Origin of the sequence: Chryseobacterium cucumeris (genome assembly GCF_016775705.1) — a bacterium.
Classification (GTDB): domain Bacteria; phylum Bacteroidota; class Bacteroidia; order Flavobacteriales; family Weeksellaceae; genus Chryseobacterium; species Chryseobacterium cupriresistens.
The window spans coordinates 550,391-575,147 of sequence record NZ_CP068760.1; the positions used below are offsets into that span (position 1 = coordinate 550,391).

Annotated in this window: 24 protein-coding genes and 1 tRNA gene; 5 read left to right on the forward strand and 20 right to left on the reverse strand. The window is 35.9% G+C overall.

The features are described 5' to 3' along the window. Window positions 1-70 precede the first annotated feature (70 nt). The 13 genes from JNG87_RS02530 to JNG87_RS02590 all read right to left on the reverse strand — a co-directional run bounded on the left by JNG87_RS02530 (window position 71) and on the right by JNG87_RS02590 (window position 14,940). A complete protein-coding gene (locus tag JNG87_RS02530) occupies window positions 71-2,422 on the reverse strand; it encodes an FG-GAP repeat domain-containing protein (RefSeq protein WP_202841540.1) in 2,352 nt (783 codons plus the stop codon). 213 nt (window positions 2,423-2,635) lie between these two features. After that, window positions 2,636-4,306: a T9SS type A sorting domain-containing protein gene (locus JNG87_RS02535; protein ID WP_202841541.1), complete on the reverse strand. Its 1,671-nt coding sequence runs from the start codon at window positions 4,304-4,306 to the stop codon at window positions 2,636-2,638. 152 nt (window positions 4,307-4,458) lie between these two features. Next, window positions 4,459-4,534, reverse strand: a tRNA-His gene (locus JNG87_RS02540). Between the two features lie 35 nt (window positions 4,535-4,569). Then, the gene (gene bshB1 / locus JNG87_RS02545; RefSeq protein ID WP_062675760.1) at window positions 4,570-5,289 is read right to left on the reverse strand and encodes a bacillithiol biosynthesis deacetylase BshB1; all 720 of its coding nucleotides are present in this window, start codon (window positions 5,287-5,289) and stop codon (window positions 4,570-4,572) included. An 82-nt stretch (window positions 5,290-5,371) separates the two neighbouring features. Continuing rightward, complete coding sequence (locus JNG87_RS02550) at window positions 5,372-7,024, reverse strand: tetratricopeptide repeat protein (RefSeq protein WP_202841542.1); 1,653 nt, start codon at window positions 7,022-7,024, stop codon at window positions 5,372-5,374. Window positions 7,025-7,115: 91 nt separating this feature from the next. After that, complete coding sequence (locus JNG87_RS02555) at window positions 7,116-7,988, reverse strand: PstS family phosphate ABC transporter substrate-binding protein (protein WP_202841544.1); 873 nt, start codon at window positions 7,986-7,988, stop codon at window positions 7,116-7,118. Continuing rightward, entirely contained in the window at window positions 7,978-8,175 is a 198-nt protein-coding gene (locus JNG87_RS02560) for a DUF308 domain-containing protein (protein WP_171006307.1), read from the reverse strand. The genes JNG87_RS02555 and JNG87_RS02560 overlap by 11 nt, the downstream gene beginning before the upstream one ends. Before the next feature lie 75 nt (window positions 8,176-8,250). Next, window positions 8,251-9,093, reverse strand: coding sequence for an energy transducer TonB (locus tag JNG87_RS02565; protein ID WP_062675757.1), 843 nt, complete (start codon window positions 9,091-9,093; stop codon window positions 8,251-8,253). Between the two features lie 29 nt (window positions 9,094-9,122). Next, the gene (locus JNG87_RS02570) at window positions 9,123-9,692 is read right to left on the reverse strand and encodes an ExbD/TolR family protein (RefSeq protein WP_202841545.1); all 570 of its coding nucleotides are present in this window, start codon (window positions 9,690-9,692) and stop codon (window positions 9,123-9,125) included. Window positions 9,693-9,703: 11 nt separating this feature from the next. Continuing rightward, complete coding sequence (locus tag JNG87_RS02575; protein WP_047435560.1) at window positions 9,704-10,312, reverse strand: ExbD/TolR family protein; 609 nt, start codon at window positions 10,310-10,312, stop codon at window positions 9,704-9,706. Between the two features lie 61 nt (window positions 10,313-10,373). Then, complete coding sequence (locus tag JNG87_RS02580; RefSeq protein ID WP_076594929.1) at window positions 10,374-11,237, reverse strand: MotA/TolQ/ExbB proton channel family protein; 864 nt, start codon at window positions 11,235-11,237, stop codon at window positions 10,374-10,376. Window positions 11,238-11,477: 240 nt separating this feature from the next. Continuing rightward, entirely contained in the window at window positions 11,478-14,291 is a 2,814-nt protein-coding gene (gene leuS / locus JNG87_RS02585) for a leucine--tRNA ligase (protein ID WP_202841546.1), read from the reverse strand. 172 nt (window positions 14,292-14,463) lie between these two features. Next, window positions 14,464-14,940 carry a lipocalin family protein gene (locus tag JNG87_RS02590; protein WP_202841547.1) on the reverse strand — a complete coding sequence of 159 codons (477 nt, stop codon included), beginning with the start codon at window positions 14,938-14,940 and terminating at the stop codon, window positions 14,464-14,466. 145 nt (window positions 14,941-15,085) lie between these two features. On the opposite strand from JNG87_RS02590, the gene JNG87_RS02595 reads away from it, so the two are divergent. Genes JNG87_RS02595 through JNG87_RS02605 form a run of 3 tightly spaced genes read left to right on the forward strand, consistent with a single transcriptional unit; the run spans window position 15,086 to window position 17,521 of the window. Then, window positions 15,086-16,117 carry an acyltransferase family protein gene (locus JNG87_RS02595; RefSeq protein ID WP_171006308.1) on the forward strand — a complete coding sequence of 344 codons (1,032 nt, stop codon included), beginning with the start codon at window positions 15,086-15,088 and terminating at the stop codon, window positions 16,115-16,117. A gap of 22 nt (window positions 16,118-16,139) precedes the next feature. Beyond that, entirely contained in the window at window positions 16,140-16,895 is a 756-nt protein-coding gene (locus JNG87_RS02600) for a glycosyltransferase family 2 protein (protein WP_202841548.1), read from the forward strand. Continuing rightward, window positions 16,895-17,521 carry a deoxyuridine 5'-triphosphate nucleotidohydrolase gene (locus tag JNG87_RS02605; RefSeq protein ID WP_202841549.1) on the forward strand — a complete coding sequence of 209 codons (627 nt, stop codon included), beginning with the start codon at window positions 16,895-16,897 and terminating at the stop codon, window positions 17,519-17,521. The genes JNG87_RS02600 and JNG87_RS02605 overlap by 1 nt, the downstream gene beginning before the upstream one ends. On the opposite strand, the gene JNG87_RS02610 is transcribed toward JNG87_RS02605, so the two are convergent. The 7 genes from JNG87_RS02610 to JNG87_RS02635 form a co-directional block, all read right to left on the reverse strand. Then, window positions 17,513-18,751: a 3-deoxy-D-manno-octulosonic acid transferase gene (locus JNG87_RS02610; RefSeq protein WP_202841551.1), complete on the reverse strand. Its 1,239-nt coding sequence runs from the start codon at window positions 18,749-18,751 to the stop codon at window positions 17,513-17,515. The genes JNG87_RS02605 and JNG87_RS02610 overlap by 9 nt on opposite strands. 5 nt (window positions 18,752-18,756) lie before the next feature. After that, complete coding sequence (locus JNG87_RS02615; protein ID WP_202841552.1) at window positions 18,757-19,101, reverse strand: cupin domain-containing protein; 345 nt, start codon at window positions 19,099-19,101, stop codon at window positions 18,757-18,759. Then, window positions 19,098-19,565, reverse strand: a complete 468-nt coding sequence (locus tag JNG87_RS02620) for a DUF1648 domain-containing protein (RefSeq protein ID WP_202841553.1) — start codon at window positions 19,563-19,565, stop codon at window positions 19,098-19,100. Before JNG87_RS02620 ends, JNG87_RS02615 begins: the two co-directional genes overlap by 4 nt. 22 nt (window positions 19,566-19,587) lie before the next feature. After that, window positions 19,588-20,304, reverse strand: coding sequence for a C40 family peptidase (locus tag JNG87_RS02625; protein ID WP_110008296.1), 717 nt, complete (start codon window positions 20,302-20,304; stop codon window positions 19,588-19,590). 85 nt (window positions 20,305-20,389) lie between these two features. Then, complete coding sequence (locus JNG87_RS02630) at window positions 20,390-21,037, reverse strand: O-methyltransferase (protein WP_202841554.1); 648 nt, start codon at window positions 21,035-21,037, stop codon at window positions 20,390-20,392. A 118-nt stretch (window positions 21,038-21,155) separates the two neighbouring features. Next, window positions 21,156-21,311, reverse strand: coding sequence for a CCPGW family putative bacteriocin (locus JNG87_RS21770; protein WP_407936191.1), 156 nt, complete (start codon window positions 21,309-21,311; stop codon window positions 21,156-21,158). Between the two features lie 602 nt (window positions 21,312-21,913). Further along, a complete protein-coding gene (locus tag JNG87_RS02635; RefSeq protein ID WP_202841555.1) occupies window positions 21,914-22,747 on the reverse strand; it encodes an OmpA family protein in 834 nt (277 codons plus the stop codon). Window positions 22,748-22,834: 87 nt separating this feature from the next. Here JNG87_RS02635 and tilS point away from each other — a divergent pair, with 87 nt between their 5' ends. Beyond that, the gene (gene tilS / locus JNG87_RS02640) at window positions 22,835-24,187 is read left to right on the forward strand and encodes a tRNA lysidine(34) synthetase TilS (RefSeq protein ID WP_202841556.1); all 1,353 of its coding nucleotides are present in this window, start codon (window positions 22,835-22,837) and stop codon (window positions 24,185-24,187) included. Beyond that, entirely contained in the window at window positions 24,160-24,720 is a 561-nt protein-coding gene (locus JNG87_RS02645; RefSeq protein WP_202841557.1) for an RNA polymerase sigma factor, read from the forward strand. The genes tilS and JNG87_RS02645 overlap by 28 nt, the downstream gene beginning before the upstream one ends. The last annotated feature ends 37 nt before the right edge of the window (window positions 24,721-24,757 follow it).

A 24,757-nucleotide genomic window follows, 5' to 3' on the forward strand; every position in this document is an offset into this window, starting at 1 on the left:
TTTTTGTGCTCTGAAATTGTTTAAATATAAAAAAACGGGCTAAAGCCCGTTTATATTGAATATTAACTAGTTATTTCCTTTTTTCGTATTTTACTGATACTATTTCTTTTGAATCTTCTTTATCAAAAGGTGCTGATTTCAGGAAACTGTATAACACATCTGGCAGCTCATTCTGACATGGATCTTCTGAATTTCTGTTATTCATGCTGTTCACACTATTATTTGTAACATTTGCGGCAGAAAACATGACAATTCCCCCATCTTTTCTAAGGGTAGCCAACTCTTCATTCTTAGTACTTGAATCAAAATTTCCGAAGCACATTACATTGTTTTTGGTTTGCAGAACAGGAAATTTTTCAGAAGTAATGCCGGATAAGCTATTCCCATTCAGTTTAAATAATTTATAATCCCCATCAAAATTCCTGTGAGCAATAATTTCAGCAGCACCATCGGCGTCAATATCTCCAACAGCAAGCCCCTTCCAATCTGAAGCAGAGCCCCAATTTGTAAATTCAGTAATTTTTGTGAGAACACCACTATCGTTTACACGATAAACATGGATACCATTATTTACAGCATTACTATCATCCGCATCAACAAGCAGCACAATCTCATCTTTGCCATCTTTATCTAAATCACCTGATGCTACCGCTTTAATTTTAGAACTTGCAGCCAAGTTAAGTGTATTGACATATACTGACTGTATATCTGTGCCAACAAATTTATATACCCTAACTTCTTTATTAAAATTTCTTACTGTGATAACATCATCTTTTCCTCCACTTATAAAATTTCCTGCAACAACCCCTGCCCATTCGGACTGGGTTCCCCATCCTGTATATTTAGCATGCTCAGCAATATTACCATTTTCAACTTTTAGGACATAAAGACCATTTTCGGTAGCATCTGCATGATCATTTAAAGCTATGATCTCACTTTTATTATCTCCAAAAAAGTCGCCTGCAGCCAATCCTTTCCAGTTATTGGAACCACCATATACTTTACTGGTGGTAACCTGTCGGAAGGCTCTGTCGTGGGGTTCTAAGGTCTGCATTAAGCCGTCAAAATTTCTGATAACAACAAATTCATCATCGCTATCTCCATCGAAATTACCACTGGCAATACCTCTCCAATCGGAGTCTTCTCCATATTCATGATCCGTATTGACAGGCACAACTAAGTGTTCAAAATTTGATAAAAGTGCCCAAGTTATTGAAGAATCAAATACCGTTATATTGCTATAATAATTTTTAGCAGCCTGCAGATCTGAAACGATCTGATATAACATTTGATCATCATATTGAGATAAATACAACCATAAATAAGCGGTATAAGTACCGTATCTAGGAGTCACAGTAGGATCAGAGGTATTAATATTATACTTGATATTCCAATTTTCACCATTATAATTAACCCCATTTTTTATATGTAAAGGAGAGATATAAATATCTTTTGTCAGTGTTTTAGTATAGGCATTGATATCTGCAGTGGTATAAATAAGGCTTCCATTGATTGAAATACCATACCTATTACATTCATAAGGAAAAGCAGCAGTCAAATCAGCATGGGAAATATCTTCACGTAAAGTATCATACTTCCAGTAGGTCCAGACATTAGATCCTAAGTTGGTATTAAGTTGTGTATTTGCTTTTATAAAATTGGCAATTTGATTGAGCTGGACAAGATAATTGTTTTCATTCGTTGCTCTGTACATTTGTACAAGCACCCTTCCAACAGAACTTTGCATATTGAATGGTAAAATTACTCCTGGAAAAGCTATTGGTAGATTATTATCGCTTCGTTCTTTGTAATATCCTATGGTGTTGTTAGAACCTGGCTCTATAAACCATTGATCTGAATGATAATTAAGTGTTTCCTTTATTTTCAGGATAAGGTCATTGGCAATTGCGTTATAGGTTTGTCCGGTATAACGGCCAGGTAAATCATATGTTAAGTTTTGAATAATGTTATCTTTTTTAACGATTGCTGCAAATTTAGCCATAGGATATAATATATTAGCACTATGCACCAGATGAGGATAGGTTGCTCCCGAATCCATTTTTGGTATATTATAGTGATTATTCGACCAAGCAGGACCTATACTATCTCTATAATCAGAAATTTGACTTAAACCCGGTACCTGACCTCTAAGATCATCCCTTCTGTCAATAGTGTTACCAATACATTTTATTAAGGTTTTGGCATATTTTGGTTCTTTTGTCTTCTCATACATTAAAACCAATGCTTCCATATGGGCCGGTACAGCCCACGCGAACTCAAGCTGATCCGGACTTGTTGAATTACCATCCCACTGATCAAGACCTCTTGTATCAAAAAGACGTTTATAATAAGATTGGGAACCTGATTGAGAATAAGATTTTATTGCAAAAAAAACAATAAGAATTGTAAAGATTTTTTTCATGTTAATAGCTTTGATTATGGTAATTTTAACGAGATTTTTCTCACGATTCTGGTTAAACAAATATAAATGTTTTGATCACCACTCATAGAATTTATTTAAAGAACTTTTATATAATATTTTGTAAATAGAGGAAAGATTTATCGATACTGAAAAAAAATAAAAAAAGCCTTTCAAACTTTGAAAGGCTAAAAATAAGTAAGATTTATCCGTACATTATTTCTTGACAAATTTCTCTGTAATGATTTTGCTTTCCGTCTTTACGTTGAGAATATAAATTCCTGGCAGAAATGCTGAAATATCAATTTTCGATTCTTTTGTGGTTATTATAAGTTGCCCGGATAGATTAAATACTTCCACCTTCAAAATTTTATTATTGGTTTCTATATTCAAAATATCTTTAGCGGGATTTGGATAAATTTTAAAATCGTGAATTGGTAATTCTGCAACACCAAGGTTTCCCATCAATTCGTAAGCTCCAGCATCTGGATTACCCATACGGGCTGTTCCTCTTATATCGTCTGAGGGCGCATCTGTCAGCATTCCGTAATTGACAGCAACGCTATTGGGTAACAAGGACAAACCATCATCTGAAGTTCTTAAAACTCCATCAGCTCCAAAAATATTGGCTTCATCTGTAAAACCAGGATTAGTCTGGAATATATTATTAGGATAACCATATAAAGAATTTTGGTTTGCCAAAGTATAAAATCCCTGCGGCAACTGAAACAGGTTATTATAGAAGTAATTTTCAGCCGGCCAGTCATTATGATTTTTATAATCTGCTCCAGGCTGATTATCCGTACCATTGATATTACCCCAGAATATATTGTTTTTCACATAATTATTTCCCAGATAGGTAAAAAATCCGCCGCCTCTTGTTCCTATATTTTTATAAATGGTGTTATTGATCACTTTATTGCTTCCGTAATAAAGAAAAATTCCTCCTCCCATATAGTTTGAAGTATTTTCATAAAGCAGATTATTGACGATGAGATTTGAACCCTTTTCAGTATAAATACCGCCGCCACCATAATAATAGGTATCAATCTGGCTGATCCCGGCTTTATTTTTAGCAATTACATTTTTACTGATTACATTATTTACACCCAAAACCGCATAGATACCTCCACCATCGCCGGTAGCAGTATTATCGTGAATATAGTTATTGGTAATGGTATTGGTTCCTTGAAATACAATCACACCTGCGCCGTCATAAAAAGCTTTATTATTATAAATCTCATTGTTAGAAATGATATTATTACCATTTGAAGTATAAATGCCTCCACCGGAATAGCCGGAGTTCAAATAAATCCTGTTATTGGAAATTGTATTATTTCCATTAATAAAATAGATAGCAGGACCTGCTAATCTCGAAACAATATTTCCGCTTACATTATTATTAACAGTGCCAACAGCAAAACCATTGGAAATGGAAAATCCGTCTAATTTTACTCCAATAGCGCTGGCAATATTCGCTGCAAACAGCACCACATGATAGCAATTATCATTTTTAGTTCCTAAATCTCCCAGGTCGCCGCTTAAGAGCGTTATATTAGTGTTTAAATTCCGGTCTGTTAAAGAAGTTTCTGTTCCATTAAAACCACCGTAGACTGAAATACCATCTTTTAAATAAAACGTCTTATCTCTGATATCTGAAGGAGAAGGATTTCCAAACGGATCTCTGGTAGGAAAATATGTTCCGGCGGCAACCCAGACTTCATCTCCAATCTGACTGCTATTGATTACTTCCTGCAAATCATTGCCTGCTGTAGCCCATGAAGTGTAGGGTGCGCTTCCGGTGGTGGAATTAATATTCACATATCGTACTGTTGAGGAAATTACAATGAAATTGAATATAAAAAGTAAAAAGTAGATCTTTTTCATTACCCGATAATGTTTTATAATTATCGTGCAAATATACTTTTTCTAAGCCAGGATAAAAAAAATAACACACCAAAAAGTGTCATTTCAATACAACTTGATTGTTTTTGGGACATAAAAAAAGCACATTTTCTTTTTGAAAATGTGCTAATTTAGGGTGAATGATGGGTCTCGAACCCACGACCTTCGGAACCACAATCCGACGCTCTAACCAACTGAGCTACAATCACCGTTTTCTGAGTGCAAATATAGGACAATTTCCTCAACTACCAAACAATTCCATCAAAATTTTTCAAAGAAATTAATCTTTCAGACGTAAAGCCCTCAGCATAAGCAACTCCCGATAACCGTCCTAAATCCTGTGCCCGGTACGTTAAGCTTTCATAGAAGTCTTTTGTCGTAATGGGAGTCTCAGGTTCTTTAGAAGTTGGGTCATAAAACTGAGTTTTGTACGCCATACAAGCTTCCAGTTTTTTAGGCAGGTATTCTGAAATGTCAATAACAAATTCCGGTTTAATATCTTTCCACTGAATATAATGAAAAATATGTTTTGGCCTCCACACTTCCTGAGATTCACCTTCCAGTACGGTTTCAATTTTTCTCAGTCCGGACAAAAAGCACGCATCCGACACTAATTTCGCTCCTTTTGCATGATCCGGGTGTCTATCATCAATTGCATTAGCCAAGACGATTTCTGGTCTGTATTTGCGGATCATTTTTACAATCCTCATTTGATATTCTTCGGAATTTACCAAAAATCCATCTTTCATTCCAAGATTCTCTCTTGCGGAAAGCCCAAGGATTTTGGCTGCATCTGCTGCTTCAGTCTTTCTGGTTTCATCTGTACCTCTTGTTCCAAGCTCTCCCCTGGTAAGATCTACAACAACGCATTTTTTTCCTTCAGAAACCATTTTAGCAATAGTTCCGCCACATCCAAGTTCTACATCGTCAGGATGTGCACCAAAAGCAAGTATATCAGTTTTCATAAACTCAAAGATAGGATTTAAAATAAAAACTTCCCAAACATTACGCATGGGAAGTTTTAATATCTATAATTTAAATTTTAAATTACTTGTTGATTTCTGCATTTAATTTTACAGCATCCTGATAAGTAGGGTCTAGCTGTAAAGATTTAGCTACATAATCTTTTGCTTTTGCCATATCAGAATCTTTACTCATATATGCTACTGCAAAGTAAGCGTAAGCAAGAGTCTGTTTGTTAGCTTCCTGATCAGCAGGTTTTACTGTGCTGATGAATTTCTCATAAGCCAATTTTGCTGCTTCATTGTTTCCTGCCTGCTGGTAAGAATACCCCTGGCTGTAATATGCCGGAGCCCAATCAGGAAGAAGTGCTGACATTTTTTGCCATGTAAGAATTGCTCCATTCCAGTTTTTGACATCCTGGTAAGCTGTTGCTAACTTAAATAATGAATCAGAATCCTGGCTGTTGGCAGCAACTTTCTGTTTTAATGCTTCAATTTCAGGAGTAGTAGGTCCTTTATCAGCTTCTGCCTGAGAAGCTCCACCACCACCTGCGATGTTTGCCAATTCAAGATCCCACTTCATTGTTTCATCCTTAGCAGCTTTTGCAATACCTACTTTTTGCTGAGCTTCAGCCATTAAAGCAGATTTTTTAGCAGCATCTTTTTCATCTTTTGCTAAACCGGCAGCAATAAGTCCCTGTAAACCTTGGTCTGCAGGCAATACTCTTGTTTTCTCTGCCTGAGAAACGAAAGTATCCATATTTTGCTTGGCGTCTGCATAATTTCTATCTGCATATGCATTATAAGCTCTCAATTTGAATTTGATAGGATCATCAATTTTATCAAAAATCTTATCTAATACCATTTTAGAGTTTGCATAATCTTCATTCGTGAAATATAGTTTTGCAATTTCTAATTGAGTATATGGATCTTCATCAGCATATTTTGTATAGTTGATAAGGTCTTGAGTAGCCTTTGCATTTTGCTGGTATCTGATATCGTAACCAGCCAATGCTTTGTACGCAGGAGCGTATGTAGGATCTACAGCAATTGCTTTATCAACGCTTTCTTTCGCTTTTTGCCACACTTGAGCAGCCATCCATAAAGTAGCCATTCTCGTGTAAACTGAAGCTTTATTTTTTGCTACAGGTAACGCCTTGTCGTAAGCAGACATGGCTTCTCCCGGAGATCTTTTCAATCTGTAAGCATCTCCTAATGTATAATAATAATGTGCAGGAACACCTTTTTTCTCAGCTTTCTCAATAGCTTTAGTCAAAAACTGGATTGCCAGGTCCGGTGAACTGTTTTTCTCGAATAAAGTTAAAGCTTCTGCTGCTCTGAAAAGAACTTCAGCATCTTTTTCTCTTGAATCAGCAACTACTTTTTGAATTTCAGCAACAGCATTTTTATCGCCTTTACCTAATTTAACAGCAGCTAAACCAATTTTGTTCAGATAGCTTTTACCGTCTGCAGCTAATCCTTTGTTAAAGTTTTCAGTTGCCTTAGCATAATCCGGTTCTCCTTGTCTTAAGAAAGTATTTCCCAAATAGAAGTAGTTTTCAGCTGTAGGCTCTTTAGCGATCATGTCAGTGAAGTTTGTTTTTGCCTGCGCAAATTTATCACTGTCTATACTGTTGATACCATCCTGCAGTGTTTGTGCAGAGGCAAAACCGGTAAAAAATACCACGGCTGCTCCAAAAGCAATCTTCTTTACATTCATATTCATTATATCTTTCATTTTATATTTTCTAATAATTGAGTTTTATTATACACAATTTTCAGACCAAATCAAAATTTTTAATAAGGACAAATTGTGAATTTAATATTTTTTAACGCATCTGAACTTCTCTCTTATAAATGTTATAAGGTTGTAAGCCTTCTTTCTGCACAATTTTCTGTCCTAAATGGGTACATGAAAATCTTATAAAGCCATTGGCAATATTAAAGTTACCTTCATTAATCAGGAAATAAAGAACTCTGGTAAACGGGTATTCCATCGTGCGAAGTCCATCAAAATCTGCAGTATACGATTTTCCTTTCTCTACCACAGGAAGTACCTTCACCATGTCTCTCAGCTTTTCTGAAGTTTTATCATAAGGACGGCTGAAAGTATTCAATCCGATAACGCCTATTTTATCAGGATATTTCCCCAATTCCTCTATAATCTTCTGATTTCCCGGAATAATGGAAAATTTCAGGTCTTTTGGCTGTTTTTTTAATTTCTCAGCAACAAAGTTCAGGTTACTGGAGTTGGTTCCATCAAAAATAAATTCTTTTTTATCAGACATCAGACCGCTGCTGATTTCTTCCATTGAAATACTTTCTTTCGGAGAATCTTTAGGAACTACAAAAACCACTGCATCCGCAGCAAATTTAGCAGGAAGGAACTTCAGATCTGTTCTTTCCTCATATGTTTTAATTTCTTCAGGATTAAGATTTCTGGACATCACCACCACTTTAGCACTTCCTTTCAAAAGATCAAGAAGTCCTAAGTCTTCTTTCTTGGTTTCTACTTTGATATGTGTTTCAGGATAGTTGATCATATAGCCATCAGCTAATGCTTCTGTGACGCTTTGAAAAGATTCATCAGTGAAAATGATAAGATCACCTTTGTGATAGGAAGGAGTATTTTTCTCCTTTTTGCAGCTTGCAAGCATTATGCTCAGAACAAAAATTACTGCAAGCTTGAAACTATTCTTCATTTCTCGATTTTTTAATTCTTGAGATCGCTCTGTAAATTCTGAAAATACCATAGATAATGAGCACCACTCCCAATGCATAAGCAACAGCTGGCTCTAAAATAGTAAAGAAGAATTTGTAGACAATCACTACAATTCCTAAAACGATATAAAACAATCCCGTAACCAGGGATAACCAATTGAACATCATGTAACAAAAATACCAAAAAAAATAAAAAGAGAAGCATAAGCCTCTCTTTTTATTTATATTTTGAATAAATAAGTCTTATTCAAAGTTCATCGTAAATGGTACGCTATAGTAAGATCTAACGCTCTCCCCGTTTCTCTTCGCAGGAGTCCATTTTTTAAGTTTCTTAACTACACGCATCGCTTCACTGTTGAAGTCGCCGTTTGGAGATTTCTCTTCAATTGTTACATTCGAAACAGTACCGTCTTTTTCTACAACGAACTTAAGCTTCGCTTTAAGTGTTCCTTCACCTCCTTCCATCAAAGAAGTATCAAAGTTATCACCCAGGAACTTTCTCAATGCTCCCATACCTCCAGGATATTCTGCAGACTGGTCAACATCTTTATAGATCTCGTTAGGGTTGTTCGCTTTTACTTCTACTGTACTAGCTTTAGTACCTGTAGATGGCGGCGGCGGTGGTGGTGTATAAGCCGGAGCTTTTACCCCCTCCTGATTCTGTAAACCAGTTGTTGTTTCCAACTGCTTAGAAATTGGTGGTGGTGGAGTTTCAATTTTCGGAGCTTTTACAGGCTCAGGAACTACGTTCTGAATAACCTCAATTTTCTCCTCTTCTTTTGGAGGTGGAGGTGGTGGAGGTGGTTCTTCTTCTTTAGGCTGCTCGATAATCGGATCTTCTTCGATAATATCTACAAGATCTGCCTTCACTTCCTGCTTAGGCGGAGCTGTAAGATTTTTAATCGTAAGATAGATGAACGGAGACAAAGCTGCCAAAAGGAATAATGCTGTTCCGATAATAAAAGACTTTGTTAAAAGTCTCGGATACTGATGTCTAAGATCATAGGCACCATATTCCTTGTTTCTATTTTCAAATACGATCTCGTCTAAAGTAAGATTCTGACCGTATACATTTTCATCTGCCATAGATTAGATATAACAATTTTATGGTTAAATTACTTTGTAGCAGCAGCCGGTGCAGCAGCACCTCCTACTTTTTTCTCATAAATAGCTTTCTCCCAAGGTTTGATATCAGTAACCCCGTACTGCTCACTTTTGGTAATTGCCATTTCATCAAGAATATCAACAAAGTTCTTATATACAGCATCGTCAGTTGGCTTAATGATCACGGTAAATTTCGTTTGATCTGCAGCTCTAGATTTTGCCTGCTGAATTACTTTTCTAATTCCTTCTCTATCAAGGGTAGTTTCCATAAGAGTCTGGTCATTCAAGGAAGTAGCATCCTGCTGGTGCCAGAAAACTCTGTTATTTTTTCCTAATAAGATAGAAATTGAGTTAGAAAGTTTAATTTCTGTTGGAGGTGGTTTTTGTTTTTCATCTTTCGGTTTAGCCGGAAGACCCAAATCCATAACGTTCGGTTTACTGAACGTAGTTGTGAACATAAAGAAGGTAATCAATAGAAAACCCAAGTCCACCATCGGAGTCATATCGACTCTGGTACTTTGCTTCTTGGAACGGACCTTGCCGCCCTTGCCGCCTTTCTCTTGTACTTGTACTTCTGCCATTTCTATCGATATTATTCGTTAGGTTTACCTTCTTGTGATGTAATCAACCAAAATTTAAGAAAATCAATGTCTCTTAAACCTTCAAATAGACTTTTAACTTTAGGATATTCTGTTGTAACGTCACCTTTAATAGCTAACTTGTAGTCAGGATTAACGCTCAAACTTTCTTTTACCCAATCAATTAATTGTTTATTTGTACTGTCCATAGGAATACCTGTAGGACTCTTATAATTTTTCTGCTCATCTGCAGGCAGATCCAAATACCCTTTAAGTTGGTTCATTGGAACTCCAATTGCCTGAATTTTCTGGAAAGCTGCTTTTTGGTTGTTGTCAAAAGTAATACCATACTTTTGTCCCATTTTATCCAAAAGTGCAAGTCTTTCTGATGCATTTTCTACTGGCTGGAAATAGAATTTTCCGTCCGGAGTAGCGTTGATAGTCATTAAACTAGCATCAGGAAGCAATTTTTCCGAAATTGAAGATGGCGGTTTGATCTGCTCCACGTCAGGTTTTTTAAACTGAGTGGTCAAGATAAAGAACGTAAGGAGTAGGAACGCAACGTCACACATTGCAGTCATGTCCGTAATTACTCCATGTCTTTTTGGTTTGACTCTCGCCATTATTATAAAATATTTTTAATTAAACTTCTTTTAATTGCTAATGCAAATATCTTGCTAATTCTTAGTTGAATTCAGCGAAAGACTGTTGGATACTCATAGAGATCTCGTCGATCTTGTAAGTTAATCCGTCAATTTTAGATGTAAAGAAGTTATAAAGGATAATAGCGATTGCTGAAGTACCAATACCTAAAGCTGTGTTGATCAAGGCTTCAGAGATACCAGTAGATAGAGCAGCTGCATCCGGAGTACCACCTCCTGAACCTAATGCGAAGAATGCTTTGATCATCCCGATTACCGTTCCAAGTAGTGCTACTAACGTTGCAACAGTACCTAAAGTAGAAAGGATCATCATGTTTTTCTCAAGCATTGGCATCTCAAGAGTAGTAGCTTCTTCGATAGCTTTGTTAAGCGCTACCATTTTCTGCTCTTTATTTAATGTAGTATCGTGAGAAAGTGCTTTGTAAGTAGTAAGACCTTCTTTTACCACGTTACCAACAGAACCTTGTTGTCTGTCACACTCTTCGATAGCTTCGTCGATTTTGTTTTGGTTTAGTAAGCTTCTTACCTGTACAACAAAGTTGTCTAAGTTTCCTTTTCCAGCTGCTTTACCAAGAACGAAATATCTTTCAAAAGAGAAAACGATTACAGTAATCATGAAAGTAATCAAGATTGGTACGATAACCCCTCCTTTGTAGATAATACCTAAAAACGATTCTGGGTGAATGTCTTTTCCTTCAACACTTGAAAAAGCTACAGAACCACTTCCTAGTTTATCTGCATCTTTAAAGTTTCCTGGGCTACCAAGAACGAATAAATAAATACATACTCCTATAGCAAATAGAATAGGAATAATAACAGCTGGATTTAAACCTCCTGCCTTTCTAGCAACTACTTGCTCATCATTTTTTGAAACATTCATTTCCATATTTAACTAAATTATATTGTTTTAAAATTTTACAGGGTGTAAATTAAAGGCAAAATTAATTAAAATGCAAGAGTCTTAATTAAACATTTTGCTTTTTTTTGATAAAGAAATTTTAATACGATTTCGAAATAATAATTATTTTAAATTATTTTATTTATTTTTTCCAAATTTAACATTTGAATTAAAAAATCAAAAAAATAAGACACCCATTTTTTTTAATTTCCCAATGTTAATTTTTTTTTAAATTACGATATTCACAATACGGTGAGGGACTACAATGATTTTTTTAGGGGTTTTACCCTCCAAAATCTGTTGCATTTTCTCGTTCGAAATCACCAAATCTTCCACTTCCTTGGCAGATAATTGAGCTGAAAGCGAAATTTTGAACTTCATTTTACCATTTACGCTTACCGGATACTCAATTTCATCTTCAACCAGATAATCCTCATTCAATGCCGGGAATCTTTCAAATTCTATCGATGTACCGTGTCCTAGTAGACTCCACAATTCTTCACAGATGTGAGGAGCATACGGAGAAATGATAACGGCAAGCGGTTCTAAAATATTGCGCTTGTTGCATTTTATTTTCTGAAGCTCGTTTACAGCAATCATAAAGGATGATACTGAAGTATTGAAAGAGAAGTTTTCAATATCATATACTACCTTCTTTATTAAGGTATGTAAAACTTTGTATTCCGCTTTTGTAGGTTCTTCGTCTGAAACTTCAAATACGTCTCCGTTGAAATACAGGTTCCAGAATTTTTTAAGGAAACCATATACTCCGCTTAATCCTTGAGTATTCCAAGGCTTGGATTGTTCTAACGGTCCTAAGAACATTTCATATAATCTTAATCCGTCTGCTCCGTACTCTTCACAGATATCATCAGGATTGACTACATTATATTTTGACTTGGACATTTTTTCTACTTCACGGTCTGTGATGTATTTTCCATCTTCCAGAATAAATTCTGCATCTGCATAATCCGGTCTCCATGCTTTGAAGGCTTCAGTATCCAATTCATCCGAAGTTCCCTTTAATAAGGATACATCTACGTGAATCTGCTGAGTCTTGTAATCTTTAGCTAAATTTTTAGATACATACTGATTCGTTCCGTCAATTCTGTACACAAATGCACTCATCCCTAAGATCATCCCCTGGTTGATCAATTTCTGGAATGGTTCATCATGGCTGATATAGCCTCTGTCTTTTAAGAACATGTTCCAGAAACGGGAATATAATAAGTGGCCGGTTGCATGTTCACTTCCTCCTATATATAGGTCTACCTGTCCCCAATAGTCTGCCAGTTCTTTTTTAACAAAAGTTTCTTCATCATTAGGATCCATATATCTAAGGAAGTACCATGAGCTTCCTGCCCAACCTGGCATTGTAGATAATTCTAACGGGAAAATAGTTTTGTCATCAATAAGATCTGTAGCAACTACTTTCTGGTTTGCCTCATCCCAGGCAAATTCTTTTGCATTTCCTAGTGGTGGATCTCCATCTTCTGTAGGTAAGTATTTTTCAACTTCAGGAAGTTCCAAAGGTAAAGCGGAAGTTGGCAACGTGTAAGGCATTCCATCCTTATAATATATAGGAACTGGCTCTCCCCAATAACGCTGTCTTGAGAAAATAGCATCACGCTGTCTGTAGTTGGTTGTTCCATGACCGATTCCTTTCGTTTCGATCTCGGAAATCATTTTTGCTTTCGCTTCATTATAGTGTAATCCGTTTAAGAAATCAGAGTTTACACAAACAGAATCTTTGGAATCAAAAGATTTCTCCTGAACATCCTCTTCAGTTTCTACAACTTTCTTGATTTCAAGATTAAATTTCTTAGCGAATCTATGGTCACGCTCATCATGTGCCGGAACTGCCATCACAGCTCCTGTTCCATATCCCATCAACACATAGTCTGAAATATAGATCGGCATTTTTTCATTGCTGAAAGGATTGATTGCATAACTTCCTGTGAAAGCTCCGCTCACGTTTTTCACGTCAGACATTCTGTCTCTCTCCGTTTTCTTGGAAGTTTCTTCAATATAAGTATCTACTTCTACTTTTTGAGCATCTGTAGTAATCGTTTCCACTAAAGGATTTTCCGGAGCCAGTACCATAAAGGTCGCTCCAAAGATCGTATCAGGTCTTGTTGTAAAAACCTCAACAGTTTCGTCATGTCCTTCTACTTTGAACTGAACCTGTGCTCCCTGAGATTTCCCAATCCAGTACTCCTGGGAATCTTTCAACGGCTGCGGCCAGTCCAGAGTGTTTAATCCCTGTAATAATCTTTCAGAATATGCGGAAATTCTCATACTCCACTGCATCATTTTCTTCTGGAAAACCGGGAATCCTCCTCTTTCGGATTTTCCATCCTTTACTTCATCGTTGGCCAGTACAGTTCCTAATGCAGGGCACCAGTTTACAGTGGTTTCTGCTCTGTAGGCAAGACGGTAGTTTAAAAGGATATCTTCTTTATCAATATCGGAAGCATTCTTCCATTCTTCTGAAGTGAAATTTAATTCATCATTCTGATTGGCATTTAATCCTTCTGTTCCTTTTTCTTCAAAATGCTGAATCAAAGAATCAATAGATTCTGCCTTATCCGTATTTTTATTATACCACGAATGATACAACTGGATAAAAATCCATTGTGTCCATTTATAATAAGAAGCATCTGAAGTTCTTACTTCTCTGCTCCAGTCGAATGAGAAACCGATTTTTCTCAGCTGCTCTTCATATCTGTTGATATTTTGTTCTGTAGTAATAGCCGGATGCTGTCCTGTCTGAATAGCATATTGTTCAGCAGGAAGTCCAAAGCTGTCATATCCTACCGGGTGGAGTACATTAAACCCCTGATGTCTTTTATATCTTGCATAGATATCCGATGCAATATATCCCAGCGGGTGACCTACGTGAAGGCCTGCTCCTGATGGGTACGGAAACATATCGAGTACATAAAACTTAGGTTTGTCTGTGTTATTAGAGGTTTTATAGGTTTGATTTTCCTCCCAGTATTTCTGCCACTTTTTTTCTATCTGCTGATGATCGTAAAACACTTGATATATATGTTATATGTTAGACTGATTATTTTTTCTTTTTGTCAAGATTCACAAAATTAATGATTTTAAAGTAAATAGAAATTGAAATTATGATGAATTACAAATTCTACCTCAACAAAAAAATCCCATCCGGAGATGAGATCTGTTTTATATCCTGAAGTATATACTATTATTGAGTAACTCTCTTGAAGGTATATGTTCTTGTCTGAAATATAGTAGGATCCTGAGTCTCCTCTCTTACCGCAAGATTGAGCGTTGTAGCATCCAAAGTAATCACCTTTGCATTCTGCGGCTCTACGATTCCCTGAATTTTCATCTGAACGTCTTTTCCTTCCTTATTATAAGTGTAATTGAATTTTATCTCTGAAAGAATAGCACACTGACCTGGTGTAGCAGTATCCCCCCAGTTCGTTTTCCCTCCCTTGGAGTCAGCGCTGAACCACCATCTTGTCTTTTTCTGACAGTCTGTATAAGTAATCGTGTTAGAAACCGGGTCTTCACCAACTTCCACAGTGGTAACTACTTCTTTTAACGGTTGCCATGTCCCAACAAGAGGAGCTTCCATAACAGTATCATTGTCACTGCTGCAGCCTGTAGCGGCAGCAAACAAAGATAAACCTGCAAATAGTAATGCTAATTTCTTCATAGATCAATTTTTTCAAGCGCTAAAATTATAATTTTTTTGATTTATATTACTATTTTTTATGAAAAATTATTTCATCGACGATTATTTATATATATTTAAAAATAGGGACACCTCATTTTCCCTTTATTTAACAAATAATGAATACATGAGCATCGTTCATTCTATTAAAAAAGTTATTTTTGCAGGAAACAAAATACAAATGCAGGATATTACGAGAAACAATTTTGATTTTATACGTGTTCTCCTTGCCTTTATTGTCTTTTTGGGACATCTTGGCACACTCAGCGCTTCTCCTGACCTCAAGATTTTTGAGCACAGCCCTATAGAAATTGCAGTTTTCGGCTTTTTTGCGGTGAGCGGATTTCTTATTGCAAGGAGCTATGAAAGGTCTTCAAGCCTGAAAAGCTATTTAAAAAAGAGAATCAGAAGAATTGTTCCCGCCTACTTATTGGTTATTTTTTTATGTGCAATTTTATTAAGTCTGGTAAGTACCTATTCCTTCATTGAATATTTCAGCAATACACAAGTTTATAAATACCTATTTTGGAATTCATTATTTTTAAATTTTAAAGCACCCTGGCTTCCCGGAGTTTTCGGGAATCAAGCAGTGAATGGTGCCCTATGGACACTGAAAATAGAAATGTGCTACTATTTTGCGGTTCCTCTGTTGTTTTTGCTTTTCGGAAAAAACAATAAATACAGAAATGTAAGTTTGGTTATTCTATACTTCTTATCACTTATTTACCTCAATTATTTTGAATCTTTAAATAAAATTTCGATTGCCAAACAGCTCCCTGGAACATTATCCTATTTTATCCCTGGAATGTTGATTTACTTTAATTTTGATAAATTCATCCAGCATAAAAATCTCATTTTCATCATTGCATTCGTTACGGTGTGGATTGACTTATTTTTAAAAGTTCAGCTTTTTTCTCCAATGATGATCGGGGTTATCGTAATGTACATTGCCTATTCATTCAAATTCTTAAATAATTTTGGAAAATATGGTGATTTCACCTACGGAATCTATATTTTCCACTTTCCTATTATCAGAACTTTTCAGACTTTAGGATTGTTTGAAGATTACAATCCATTTGTAATGGCTTTGGTATGTATGTTGGTGGTTATTGCGGTAGGTGTAAGCTCATGGCATCTTTATGAAAAAAGATTTTTATAATTTAGCAGTTTAAAAAACACAAATGAAAGATCTTGTCTCCATCATTACTCCCTGTTATAATTCTGCGGAATTTATCGAGGAAACCATACAGTCTGTTCTTAATCAAACCTACGAAAACTGGGAGTGGCTGATTACAGATGACCTTTCCAAAGATAATACTCTTGAGATCATTAGAAAATATAATGATCCGAGAATAAAACTGCAGGTACTGAAGAAAAACGGTGGTGCAGGAAATGCAAGAAACAACAGCCTGGAAAGAGCCCAAGGAAGATATATTGCGTTTCTGGATTCTGACGACTACTGGTATCCTGAATATCTGGAAACAATGACGGATTATATGCAGGAACACAATGCAGAACTGGTATATTGTAACTATTCAAGATGTAACGAACAACTTCAGCCTATTCTGAAAGATTTTCTGGCGGACAAAGTGGTTACCTTCTCCAATCTGCTGAAGACATGCCGCCTTGCCCCGGTTTCCACAATGTACGACACGAAAAGGGTTGGAAAATTTTTGTTCCCAGTGAAAAGCAAACGCGAAGATCATGTGATGTGGCTGAATCTTTTAAAAGTAATTCCGGAAGGAATTCCTGTACAAAAGACACTGGCAAAATACAGAATGCGTGAAAACAGCGTTTCAAGAAATAAAAAAAATATCATCAAAGATCAGTATCTTGTCTATAAAGATTTCATGGGATTCTCAACAGTAAAATCATTGTATTATACGGCTAACTGGGCCGTAAACGGATTCCTGAAATATTCGAAAATTTTTAATTAATGGAATATTCAAAAGAGTTCAAAGCTGCGCTGAGTGCTTTTTCCGGAACGGAGAAAGACAAACTGATTTTCAGACTCCTGAGAAAGGATAAATTATTGTCGAAAAAGCTCTACTTTGAACTGATAGATCCGGAAACTACCGATGATAAAAGAAATGCCATGGAAGAACATGTGGAGGAACAGGTTCTTCTTGCATCAAAATACGTGGGAAATGCCAAATATTTTCTGTCTGTTGTCCGGAAAATAAGTGCTGAAATCACGGAGCATGTAAAAATAACGACCGATAAATTCGGAGAGGTTTCCCTGAATCTTCTTCTCGTGAACAAGGTATTGGAAAATAATGGTGATCTCAGCAGACAAAGGTTTGACAATGTTTACAAACTTTATATTTACATCATCAACAAAATCTTCAAATCTTTGGTCCTTATAAAAAAACTGGATCAAGATTACTGGATGGAAATTGATGAATACCTTCGTGATACCCAGAATAAAGTTTTAGAAAATCATTATCTCCAAAAGCTATGCATCAATAATGGTCTTGACTTTAACTGGTTTGAATGCGACAGAATTCCTGAAAACATTGATCAGATCATGAAAGAGATTAAAAGCCAGGGATTTTTACGATAGAATTTTCTGAAGAATCATTCTCGTAGAGTCTGGCTTCCCATCTACAAATCTTTCTGCATTTTGAGACATTTCAGTAAGTTCTTCTTTGTTATCTTCATTCGTTAGAAATAAGACAAATTCTGAGGCCGTATACTCATCAGAGAAAGATTTCCCTCCATTGGCAGAGATCAGGTCGTCAGCTTCCGGATTTTTTTTGTAATGATTCCCAAAGATCACCGGAACACCAAAAGTAGCTGCTTCCAGAATATTATGAAGTCCCGCATCATGAAATCCCCCTCCTACAACAGCTACATCTGCGTAAGAATATAATTTTGATAATAAACCAATGCTGTCTATAATCAGAATTGAAGCATTGAAAGTTGAAGGCCGGGTACTTTCTATTTCACTGTACAATAAGGCATCCGGGAATATATTTTTCAAATGCTCTACTCTTTTCAGATCGTGGGGTGCGATAATAAGTTTTACCGTATTATTTTTACGGGAAACCATTTCTGCTATTTTCTCTTCCGCATGCCATGAACTTCCAAAGACTATTGCTTTATTTTCGCCAATAAAGTCTGCAATGAAATCTACATGATTATTTCTTTCCCGCAGCTGTTTTACCCTGTCAAATCTTGTATCTCCTGTTACGGAAGACTTTACCAGTCCTATACTTTTCGCCAATGCCAAAGAAAACTGGGTCTGATGAAAAAACCAATCCACATTTTTCTGAAGCTGTTTTACAAACCATTTTCCGTAGGAAGTAAAGAAAGATTGCCTTTCATAGAACAGCGCCGAAATAACATAAATTTTTGTGCCTTTACTTTTCAGTTCAGCGAGGAGGTTGTACCAATAATCGTATTTAACCGTAAAAAATAGTTCAGTATTAAATTGATCTGTAAATTCTTTGACAGTCTTTTTATTGTCGAAAGGTAAATAACAAACAACGTCAGCAATGTGTTTCTTCTTAACCACATTTTCATATCCTGACGGAGAAAAGAACGTCACCAGAACTTTGTGCTGAGGAAAATTCTCTTGGAGTTTCTCCAGAACAGGTAATCCCTGCTCATATTCACCCAGACTTGCCGCATGCATCCAGATGACTTTATCTGTTTTTGAAAATGAAGATTTTACTTTATCCAAAGACTGCGTTCTCCCTTCAACGCCTTTTTTAGTTTTATCATTAATCAACGCGAAAGCCTTCATTCCGAAGGTAAGGAGACTGATGAAAATATTATATAAAAAAGCCATTTTACTTATTCTTTAATTTCAATTCTGTCATGATCCGTAGGAGGATTGGATATGACCAAAAACTCAATCTCTTCAGTGGATTCATTGGAGATAAAATGTTTTGCTCCCGGCTCAACAGAAATAGATTCTCCCTGGTTAACCAGGAATTTCCTTTCGTTGATATAAAATACGGCTTCTCCTTTCAAAATATAGAAAAACTGTTCTGCCACTTTATGAAAGTGCAGTTTCTCCGAAGTTGCTGCAGGCATCTTCTCCTGCTTTACGGATAAGTCCCGGGTATTTTTAAGGATCCAGCTGTCACATTGGTTCCCCCATGTATAATGTTCTGAATTATTTTTAGAATGTATCATTTAAACAGATAAGCAATAAAGAGTAATGCAGGAGTAAATAAAACGACTGATAAAAAGATCTTGGCCATTGAAATTCTGGGTTTGGCTTTATCATCAGCAGCATATCTGAACATATAGTCCTGAAGGTTGAGAAAAACCATTGCCAGTACAACAAAAAGAATTCTCAGCCCGATTTTCATAATTAAAAACTGAGCATTCATGTTCTGGTCTGTAATTTCTACCGGAAAATTAGTGTCTTCAGGATGTCTTATCCCATAAGTGAATATAGCATACAATCCCAGAGCCAGTACAGGCATCAGAAAGGCGTACATTTTTCCTCCAAATCCATCCGCTTTTCCTTCCATATCAAAATGTACGGGAATTCTCTCTGGCAACGTGTTATAGTTTTTCAGGGTAAATCCCCATAAAAAAGCGACCCATCCAAAATTTAAAATATCAAAAATTGTAAAAAGAATATTTTCCATTTAAGATGAGATTGAATGAGGATTAAATTACACTTTTCAACACTCTCAGTTTATGAGTATGCTTATTCATTTCTTTATTGAAAATGCCTGTGGAATCCAGCGTGTCTATTCTTACTTTTCCGGAAGCGTGAATGATCTTCTGATTCTCCAGCATAATTCCTACATGGATAATCTTTCCTTCTGCATTTTCAAAAAAAGCAAGATCACCAGGCTGTGTTTCTTCCACGAAAGTAAGCGGTTCTCCTACTTCAGCCTGTTGTGAAGCATCTCTGGGTATTTTTATATTGTGAATTTTATAAACCAACTGGGTAAATCCGGAGCAGTCTACTGCAAAAAAGCTTTTGCCTCCCCACAGATAAGGCACGTTCAGGAACTCTTTTGCCGTCAGAGCGATGCTTTCGCGCACATCATGACTTCTTCTTGAAGCTACTACCGGAAATTCCACTTCTGAACCCATAGAAAGCAAAGTTTTTCCATCGTTCATTAATACGGAAGAAAAATCTTCGGTAACCACAGTCACTTTTCTTTTGGCCAGCTCTTCGTCTGTTACAGGTTTCAACTGTTTGGTGTCCATCCATCCTTCGTAGCCATCATAATGCATCTTTATTTTGGTCCAGTTTTTATCCACTTCCAGAATATCCGCACTTTCTCCAAACAATATTTCCGTAACAATTTCAGCTCTGTCAGAATTTTCTGCACGAACCGGCGCTACTGTAACAATACAAACTCCTTTATTCATTAATTTTCAATTTAAAGATTGAATAATTTAAAGATTAAAATACAATGTTGTATCTCTTTAAATGTTTAATCCTTGAATATTTCAGTTACTTTCTGCGAAGAAAGTTCACTCCATCACGCAAAGGTAAAATAAGATTTTCAAAATCTTCGTCTTTTGCTGCCAAATCATTCAATTCCTGGATCGACTGGGTAGATTTCAGTTTCGGATTTTCTTCCAACACTTTTCCATACCATAATACATTGTCAAATAACACCACTGTTCCGGATTTTGTATGAGGCTTAATCAATCTGAAATATTCGGCATAGTTTTCCTTATCAGCATCTACAAAAATCAGATCAAAAAATTCATCTGTTTCTTTTAAATATTCCTTGGCATCCTGAAGTTTAAAATCGATCTGGCTGGCATATTCGCTGGATTCAAAATATTTTTTAGGAAGATAGGCAAGATCCTCATTCACATCCAATGTGGTGATTTTTCCGTCTTTTGCCAATCCTGATGCAAGACATAAAGTAGCATATCCGGTAAATGTTCCTATTTCAAGAATATTTTTCGGCTGCAGCATCTGGGATATAATCGTCAGCAGTCTTCCCTGCTGATATCCGGAAATCATATGAGGCTGTGTTGTTTTCTGATACGTCTCTCTTCTCAGCTTTTTCAGAATTTCGGATTCCGAAGAAGCGTGCGCCTCCAAATATCTGTCCATTTCAGGATTCTTTTCTTCAAAAAAACTCATACCATTTTAATTTAAACAAATTTAAGGATTTTAAAGCTACTTTTTTAATTCAGGAAGAAGATAAAAAAAAGAGAGAAATTAATCTCCCTTACATGCATCTATATACTTTAAAAGTTTATTATATTGCTATACAATATTCTCTTATACCGGCACAAACCCATCCCGGGCAACACTTTGTTTGCAGGCTGGTACAAAATATCTGTGGATTACACCCGTTAATAGCACCTTGTACAGTTTTCATTTCTCCTCTTGAAAGTTTTTTGGAATTTTTCATAATAATTTTAGTTTAGTATTAATTTCCTACTCTTTAAGATTTTCGGACACCTCTGTTTTATTTCCTTATTTGGAGATTTAAATATACACATTCTTTTATTAATCAGACAATTATATCATACATATTTGATTAATAAATTAAAATTTTACATAATACAGGGGAAACCCCCATATAAAATACCGTAAAAACACGGATGGTATTTTTATGGTATTAGTTATAAGTTTGCAGTAAGAATAAGGGGTAAAAACACTAAGAGAAAACATGATGATTGCAGGAGAGACACAAACTAACCATGAGAATCACACTAAAGTTGTACTGAAAAGTAGAACTGATTCTTCTGCAGCAAAAAGTAAGAAAGAAATATCCACTTCATTTTTGCAACGAATTATTTCACTCCTGAAAAAGGAAGAATTAATTTGATTAAGAATAGATCCCGGCCACCTTCGGGATTTATTTTTGTTTTAAACGGTCGAATTCATTCCAAAAAATAAAGACAATCTTTTCTTCAAAAAAAATCGGCAGATTGTATTCCGAAACAGATCAATACTTCATAAAAAAATCCCGAATTGCTTCGGGATTTATGATGATATAGGGTGTAGCCATTATTTCTTAGGAGCGATATCCATCAGTTTCATAAACTCATCAAGTTTAGGCATAATGATGATTTCCGTTCTTCTGTTTTCTGCTCTTCCGGAAACGCTCATGTTAGTTGCTTTCGGGTTATATTCAGAACGTCCGCCAGCAGTAATTCTTGCCGGATCTACTCCAAACTGAGTCTGAAGAACTTTAGCAACTGAAGTACCTCTTAATGCAGAAAGATCCCAGTTGTCTCTTGGAAGATTTGGAGAGTTCAACGGAGCGTTATCCGTGTTACCTTCGATCAATACAGAGTATTTATCATAATCGTTGATTACTTTTGCTACTTTACCCAACACTTCCTGAGCGGCAGGCAGGATGTTGTAATCTCCTGTTTTGTATAGCATTTTATCAGAAAGGGAGATCATTACTACTCCTTTCAATACTTTTACCTGTACATCTTCATCAGATACATTATCCAAAGATCTCTTCAGTTTATTAGACAATGCCAGGTTCAAACTGTCATTTTTAGCATTACTGGAGATCAATTGCTTGATATAAGAATTGGAAGCATTGATTTCCCCTACCAGTTTATCAATGTTAGCAGAACTTTTTCCTGTGTTCGACAAACATGCATCAAGTGATGATTTTAAAGCATCATGCTGGCTTTTCAACAAGTTGTTTTCACCCGCCAATGCAGAGTTCTGAGATTTCAAATCCTGAATTTCTCTTTGTCTTTCTCCAATATTTTCAATACACTGCTTATAGTTTGTGCTCAAAGCATCATACTGCTTTTTGCTGACACAAGATGTCATCCCCAGCGCCATTGCAGAAACTGCTAAAATTTTTAAAATCTTCATAAATAATCATTTTTAGACTACTCAAAGTTAGGAAAATTCAATTGAATTATATCGGTTATCTTTGCATAAAAGAAATTCTCAACATATATGTTGAATAAATCAGCCTTTATCAGTCAGTTAAAAAATCTCGTTCACGAGCCGGAAAATCACACCTATCTTTTAGCGGTAAGCGGAGGAGCAGATTCTATGGTTCTGGCCTCATTGTTCAGGGATTTCAGGCAGGAAATTCAAGATGCCGGGTTTCAGTTTCAGGTAGCTCATATCAATTATAAACTTCGGGGGAACGATTCGGATCTGGATCAGAAAACAGTGCAGGATTTTTGTGAGAAAAATCATATAAAATTTCATTTGTATGAAGTTTCGGAAAAAGACCGGAAGCCTGAAAATTCTATCCAGCTTTGGGCCAGGGAACTGCGGTACCGTTTTTTTAACGAAATCAGGAAAAAAGAAAAGCTGGAATTTCTCGTTACCGCCCATCATCTTAATGACCAGTTGGAAACTTTCATCATTAATCTATCCAAAGCTGCCGGAATTAATGGATTGAGCGGAATTCCATCGAATGATAATAAAATCCTTCGTCCCCTTTTAAATGTTTCAAAAAAAGAAATTTATCAGTTTGCTGAGCAGAATACTATTGAATTCCGCGAAGACCTTTCTAATAAAAAAAATGATTATCTGAGGAATAAAATCAGGAATGAGATTGTTCCGATGCTGATGGAGACCAACGACCACTTTCTGGAGAACTTCAGAAAGAGTTCTTTATACCTGAATCAAACCAAAGAGTTTGTACAACAACAGATCCAGGAAATAGAAAATCGCCTTACCGTATTTAACCAAAACTATAAAATCCTATCAAAGGGAAAGCTGGATAGTGAAAGCGATTTTGTAAAATTTGAAATTTTAAAGAAATACGGATTCAATCAGGAGGAGGAAATTCCGAAAATTTTTAAAGCCGGAAATAACAGTTCTTTTTTTTCAAAGGAATATCAGTTGATTGTCAACCGGGATGAACTCATCTTTATTGATAAAAGTGGAAAAAAGGAAACTCCGGAAGAAATAGTATTGATTGAACACTTTGATTTTTCTGAAAACCAGATGAGCATCAATCTCGTAGATGATATTGAAAACATTTCCGGAATCAATAAAGGATTTGAATGGGATTTCGATGCTGAAAAGCTTCAGTTCCCACTTCTTTTGAGGAAAAAGCAGGACGGAGATGAATTTTATCCGACAGCGTTTTCAGGGAAAAAGAAAGTTTCTAAATTTTTCAGGGACGAAAAATTATCTGCTTTGATTAGGGAAAAGATCTGGTTATTATGTGACTCCGGGAACCATATCCTGGGAGTTATCCCTCTCAGACAGGATCGCAGGTATCAGGCAGACAGCACTACTCAAAAAAAGATAACTGTAAAGTGGACAGAAAAACAACTAATTCGTTAGCTGTTGATGATTTTAAGAAAGACAGCAATATAGCTTTTGGAATTTTATACCAACAGTATTTTGGTTATACCCAGAAATTCATTCTCAAAAATAAAGGAAATCTTGAAGATGCAGAAGATATCTTCCAGGATGCACTGCTCATTCTTTACGAAAAGCTGAATGCTGATGACTTCAAAGTCCAAACCTGTCTGGGAAATTATATTATCGGAATTGTAAAAAATCTGTGGTTTAAAAAACTAAAAAACAGAAACTTTTATGTTGAGTCTCCTGAAAACTACTTCATGGAACATCGGGAGGAAATAAGTACGGCCATTGAAAATGAAAGATATTATTGGGAAAAGCTAGCCGGTTATATCAAGTCTATTTCCTCACATTGCCAGAATCTGATTCATGACATTTTTATCGAAAATAAAAGTATAGAGGAAATTCAGAATAAATATCAGTATTCCAGCAGGCATAATGCTCAGAATCAAAAATACAAATGTGTAGAGCAGATCAAAAGGATTAAAAACAATAGCATTTTTTCTACCTGACAATCAAATCATTAAAAAAATAATTTAATCTATGGGT

Excerpts from the sequence above, each read along its gene's own strand:
- JNG87_RS02530 (WP_202841540.1), bottom strand. The coding sequence starts at position 2,422 with ATGAAAAAAATCTTTACAATTCTTATTGTTTTTTTTGCAATAAAATCT.
- JNG87_RS02535 (WP_202841541.1), bottom strand. The coding sequence starts at position 4,306 with ATGAAAAAGATCTACTTTTTACTTTTTATATTCAATTTCATTGTAATT.
- bshB1 (WP_062675760.1), bottom strand. The coding sequence starts at position 5,289 with ATGAAAACTGATATACTTGCTTTTGGTGCACATCCTGACGATGTAGAA.
- JNG87_RS02550 (WP_202841542.1), bottom strand. The coding sequence starts at position 7,024 with ATGAAAGATATAATGAATATGAATGTAAAGAAGATTGCTTTTGGAGCA.
- JNG87_RS02555 (WP_202841544.1), bottom strand. The coding sequence starts at position 7,988 with ATGAAGAATAGTTTCAAGCTTGCAGTAATTTTTGTTCTGAGCATAATG.
- JNG87_RS02560 (WP_171006307.1), bottom strand. The coding sequence starts at position 8,175 with ATGATGTTCAATTGGTTATCCCTGGTTACGGGATTGTTTTATATCGTT.
- JNG87_RS02565 (WP_062675757.1), bottom strand. The coding sequence starts at position 9,093 with ATGGCAGATGAAAATGTATACGGTCAGAATCTTACTTTAGACGAGATC.
- JNG87_RS02570 (WP_202841545.1), bottom strand. The coding sequence starts at position 9,692 with ATGGCAGAAGTACAAGTACAAGAGAAAGGCGGCAAGGGCGGCAAGGTC.
- JNG87_RS02575 (WP_047435560.1), bottom strand. The coding sequence starts at position 10,312 with ATGGCGAGAGTCAAACCAAAAAGACATGGAGTAATTACGGACATGACT.
- JNG87_RS02580 (WP_076594929.1), bottom strand. The coding sequence starts at position 11,237 with ATGGAAATGAATGTTTCAAAAAATGATGAGCAAGTAGTTGCTAGAAAG.
- JNG87_RS02590 (WP_202841547.1), bottom strand. The coding sequence starts at position 14,940 with ATGAAGAAATTAGCATTACTATTTGCAGGTTTATCTTTGTTTGCTGCC.
- JNG87_RS02595 (WP_171006308.1), top strand. The coding sequence starts at position 15,086 with ATGAGCATCGTTCATTCTATTAAAAAAGTTATTTTTGCAGGAAACAAA.
- JNG87_RS02600 (WP_202841548.1), top strand. The coding sequence starts at position 16,140 with ATGAAAGATCTTGTCTCCATCATTACTCCCTGTTATAATTCTGCGGAA.
- JNG87_RS02605 (WP_202841549.1), top strand. The coding sequence starts at position 16,895 with ATGGAATATTCAAAAGAGTTCAAAGCTGCGCTGAGTGCTTTTTCCGGA.
- JNG87_RS02610 (WP_202841551.1), bottom strand. The coding sequence starts at position 18,751 with ATGGCTTTTTTATATAATATTTTCATCAGTCTCCTTACCTTCGGAATG.
- JNG87_RS02615 (WP_202841552.1), bottom strand. The coding sequence starts at position 19,101 with ATGATACATTCTAAAAATAATTCAGAACATTATACATGGGGGAACCAA.
- JNG87_RS02620 (WP_202841553.1), bottom strand. The coding sequence starts at position 19,565 with ATGGAAAATATTCTTTTTACAATTTTTGATATTTTAAATTTTGGATGG.
- JNG87_RS02625 (WP_110008296.1), bottom strand. The coding sequence starts at position 20,304 with ATGAATAAAGGAGTTTGTATTGTTACAGTAGCGCCGGTTCGTGCAGAA.
- JNG87_RS02630 (WP_202841554.1), bottom strand. The coding sequence starts at position 21,037 with ATGAGTTTTTTTGAAGAAAAGAATCCTGAAATGGACAGATATTTGGAG.
- JNG87_RS21770 (WP_407936191.1), bottom strand. The coding sequence starts at position 21,311 with ATGAAAAATTCCAAAAAACTTTCAAGAGGAGAAATGAAAACTGTACAA.
- JNG87_RS02635 (WP_202841555.1), bottom strand. The coding sequence starts at position 22,747 with ATGAAGATTTTAAAAATTTTAGCAGTTTCTGCAATGGCGCTGGGGATG.
- tilS (WP_202841556.1), top strand. The coding sequence starts at position 22,835 with ATGTTGAATAAATCAGCCTTTATCAGTCAGTTAAAAAATCTCGTTCAC.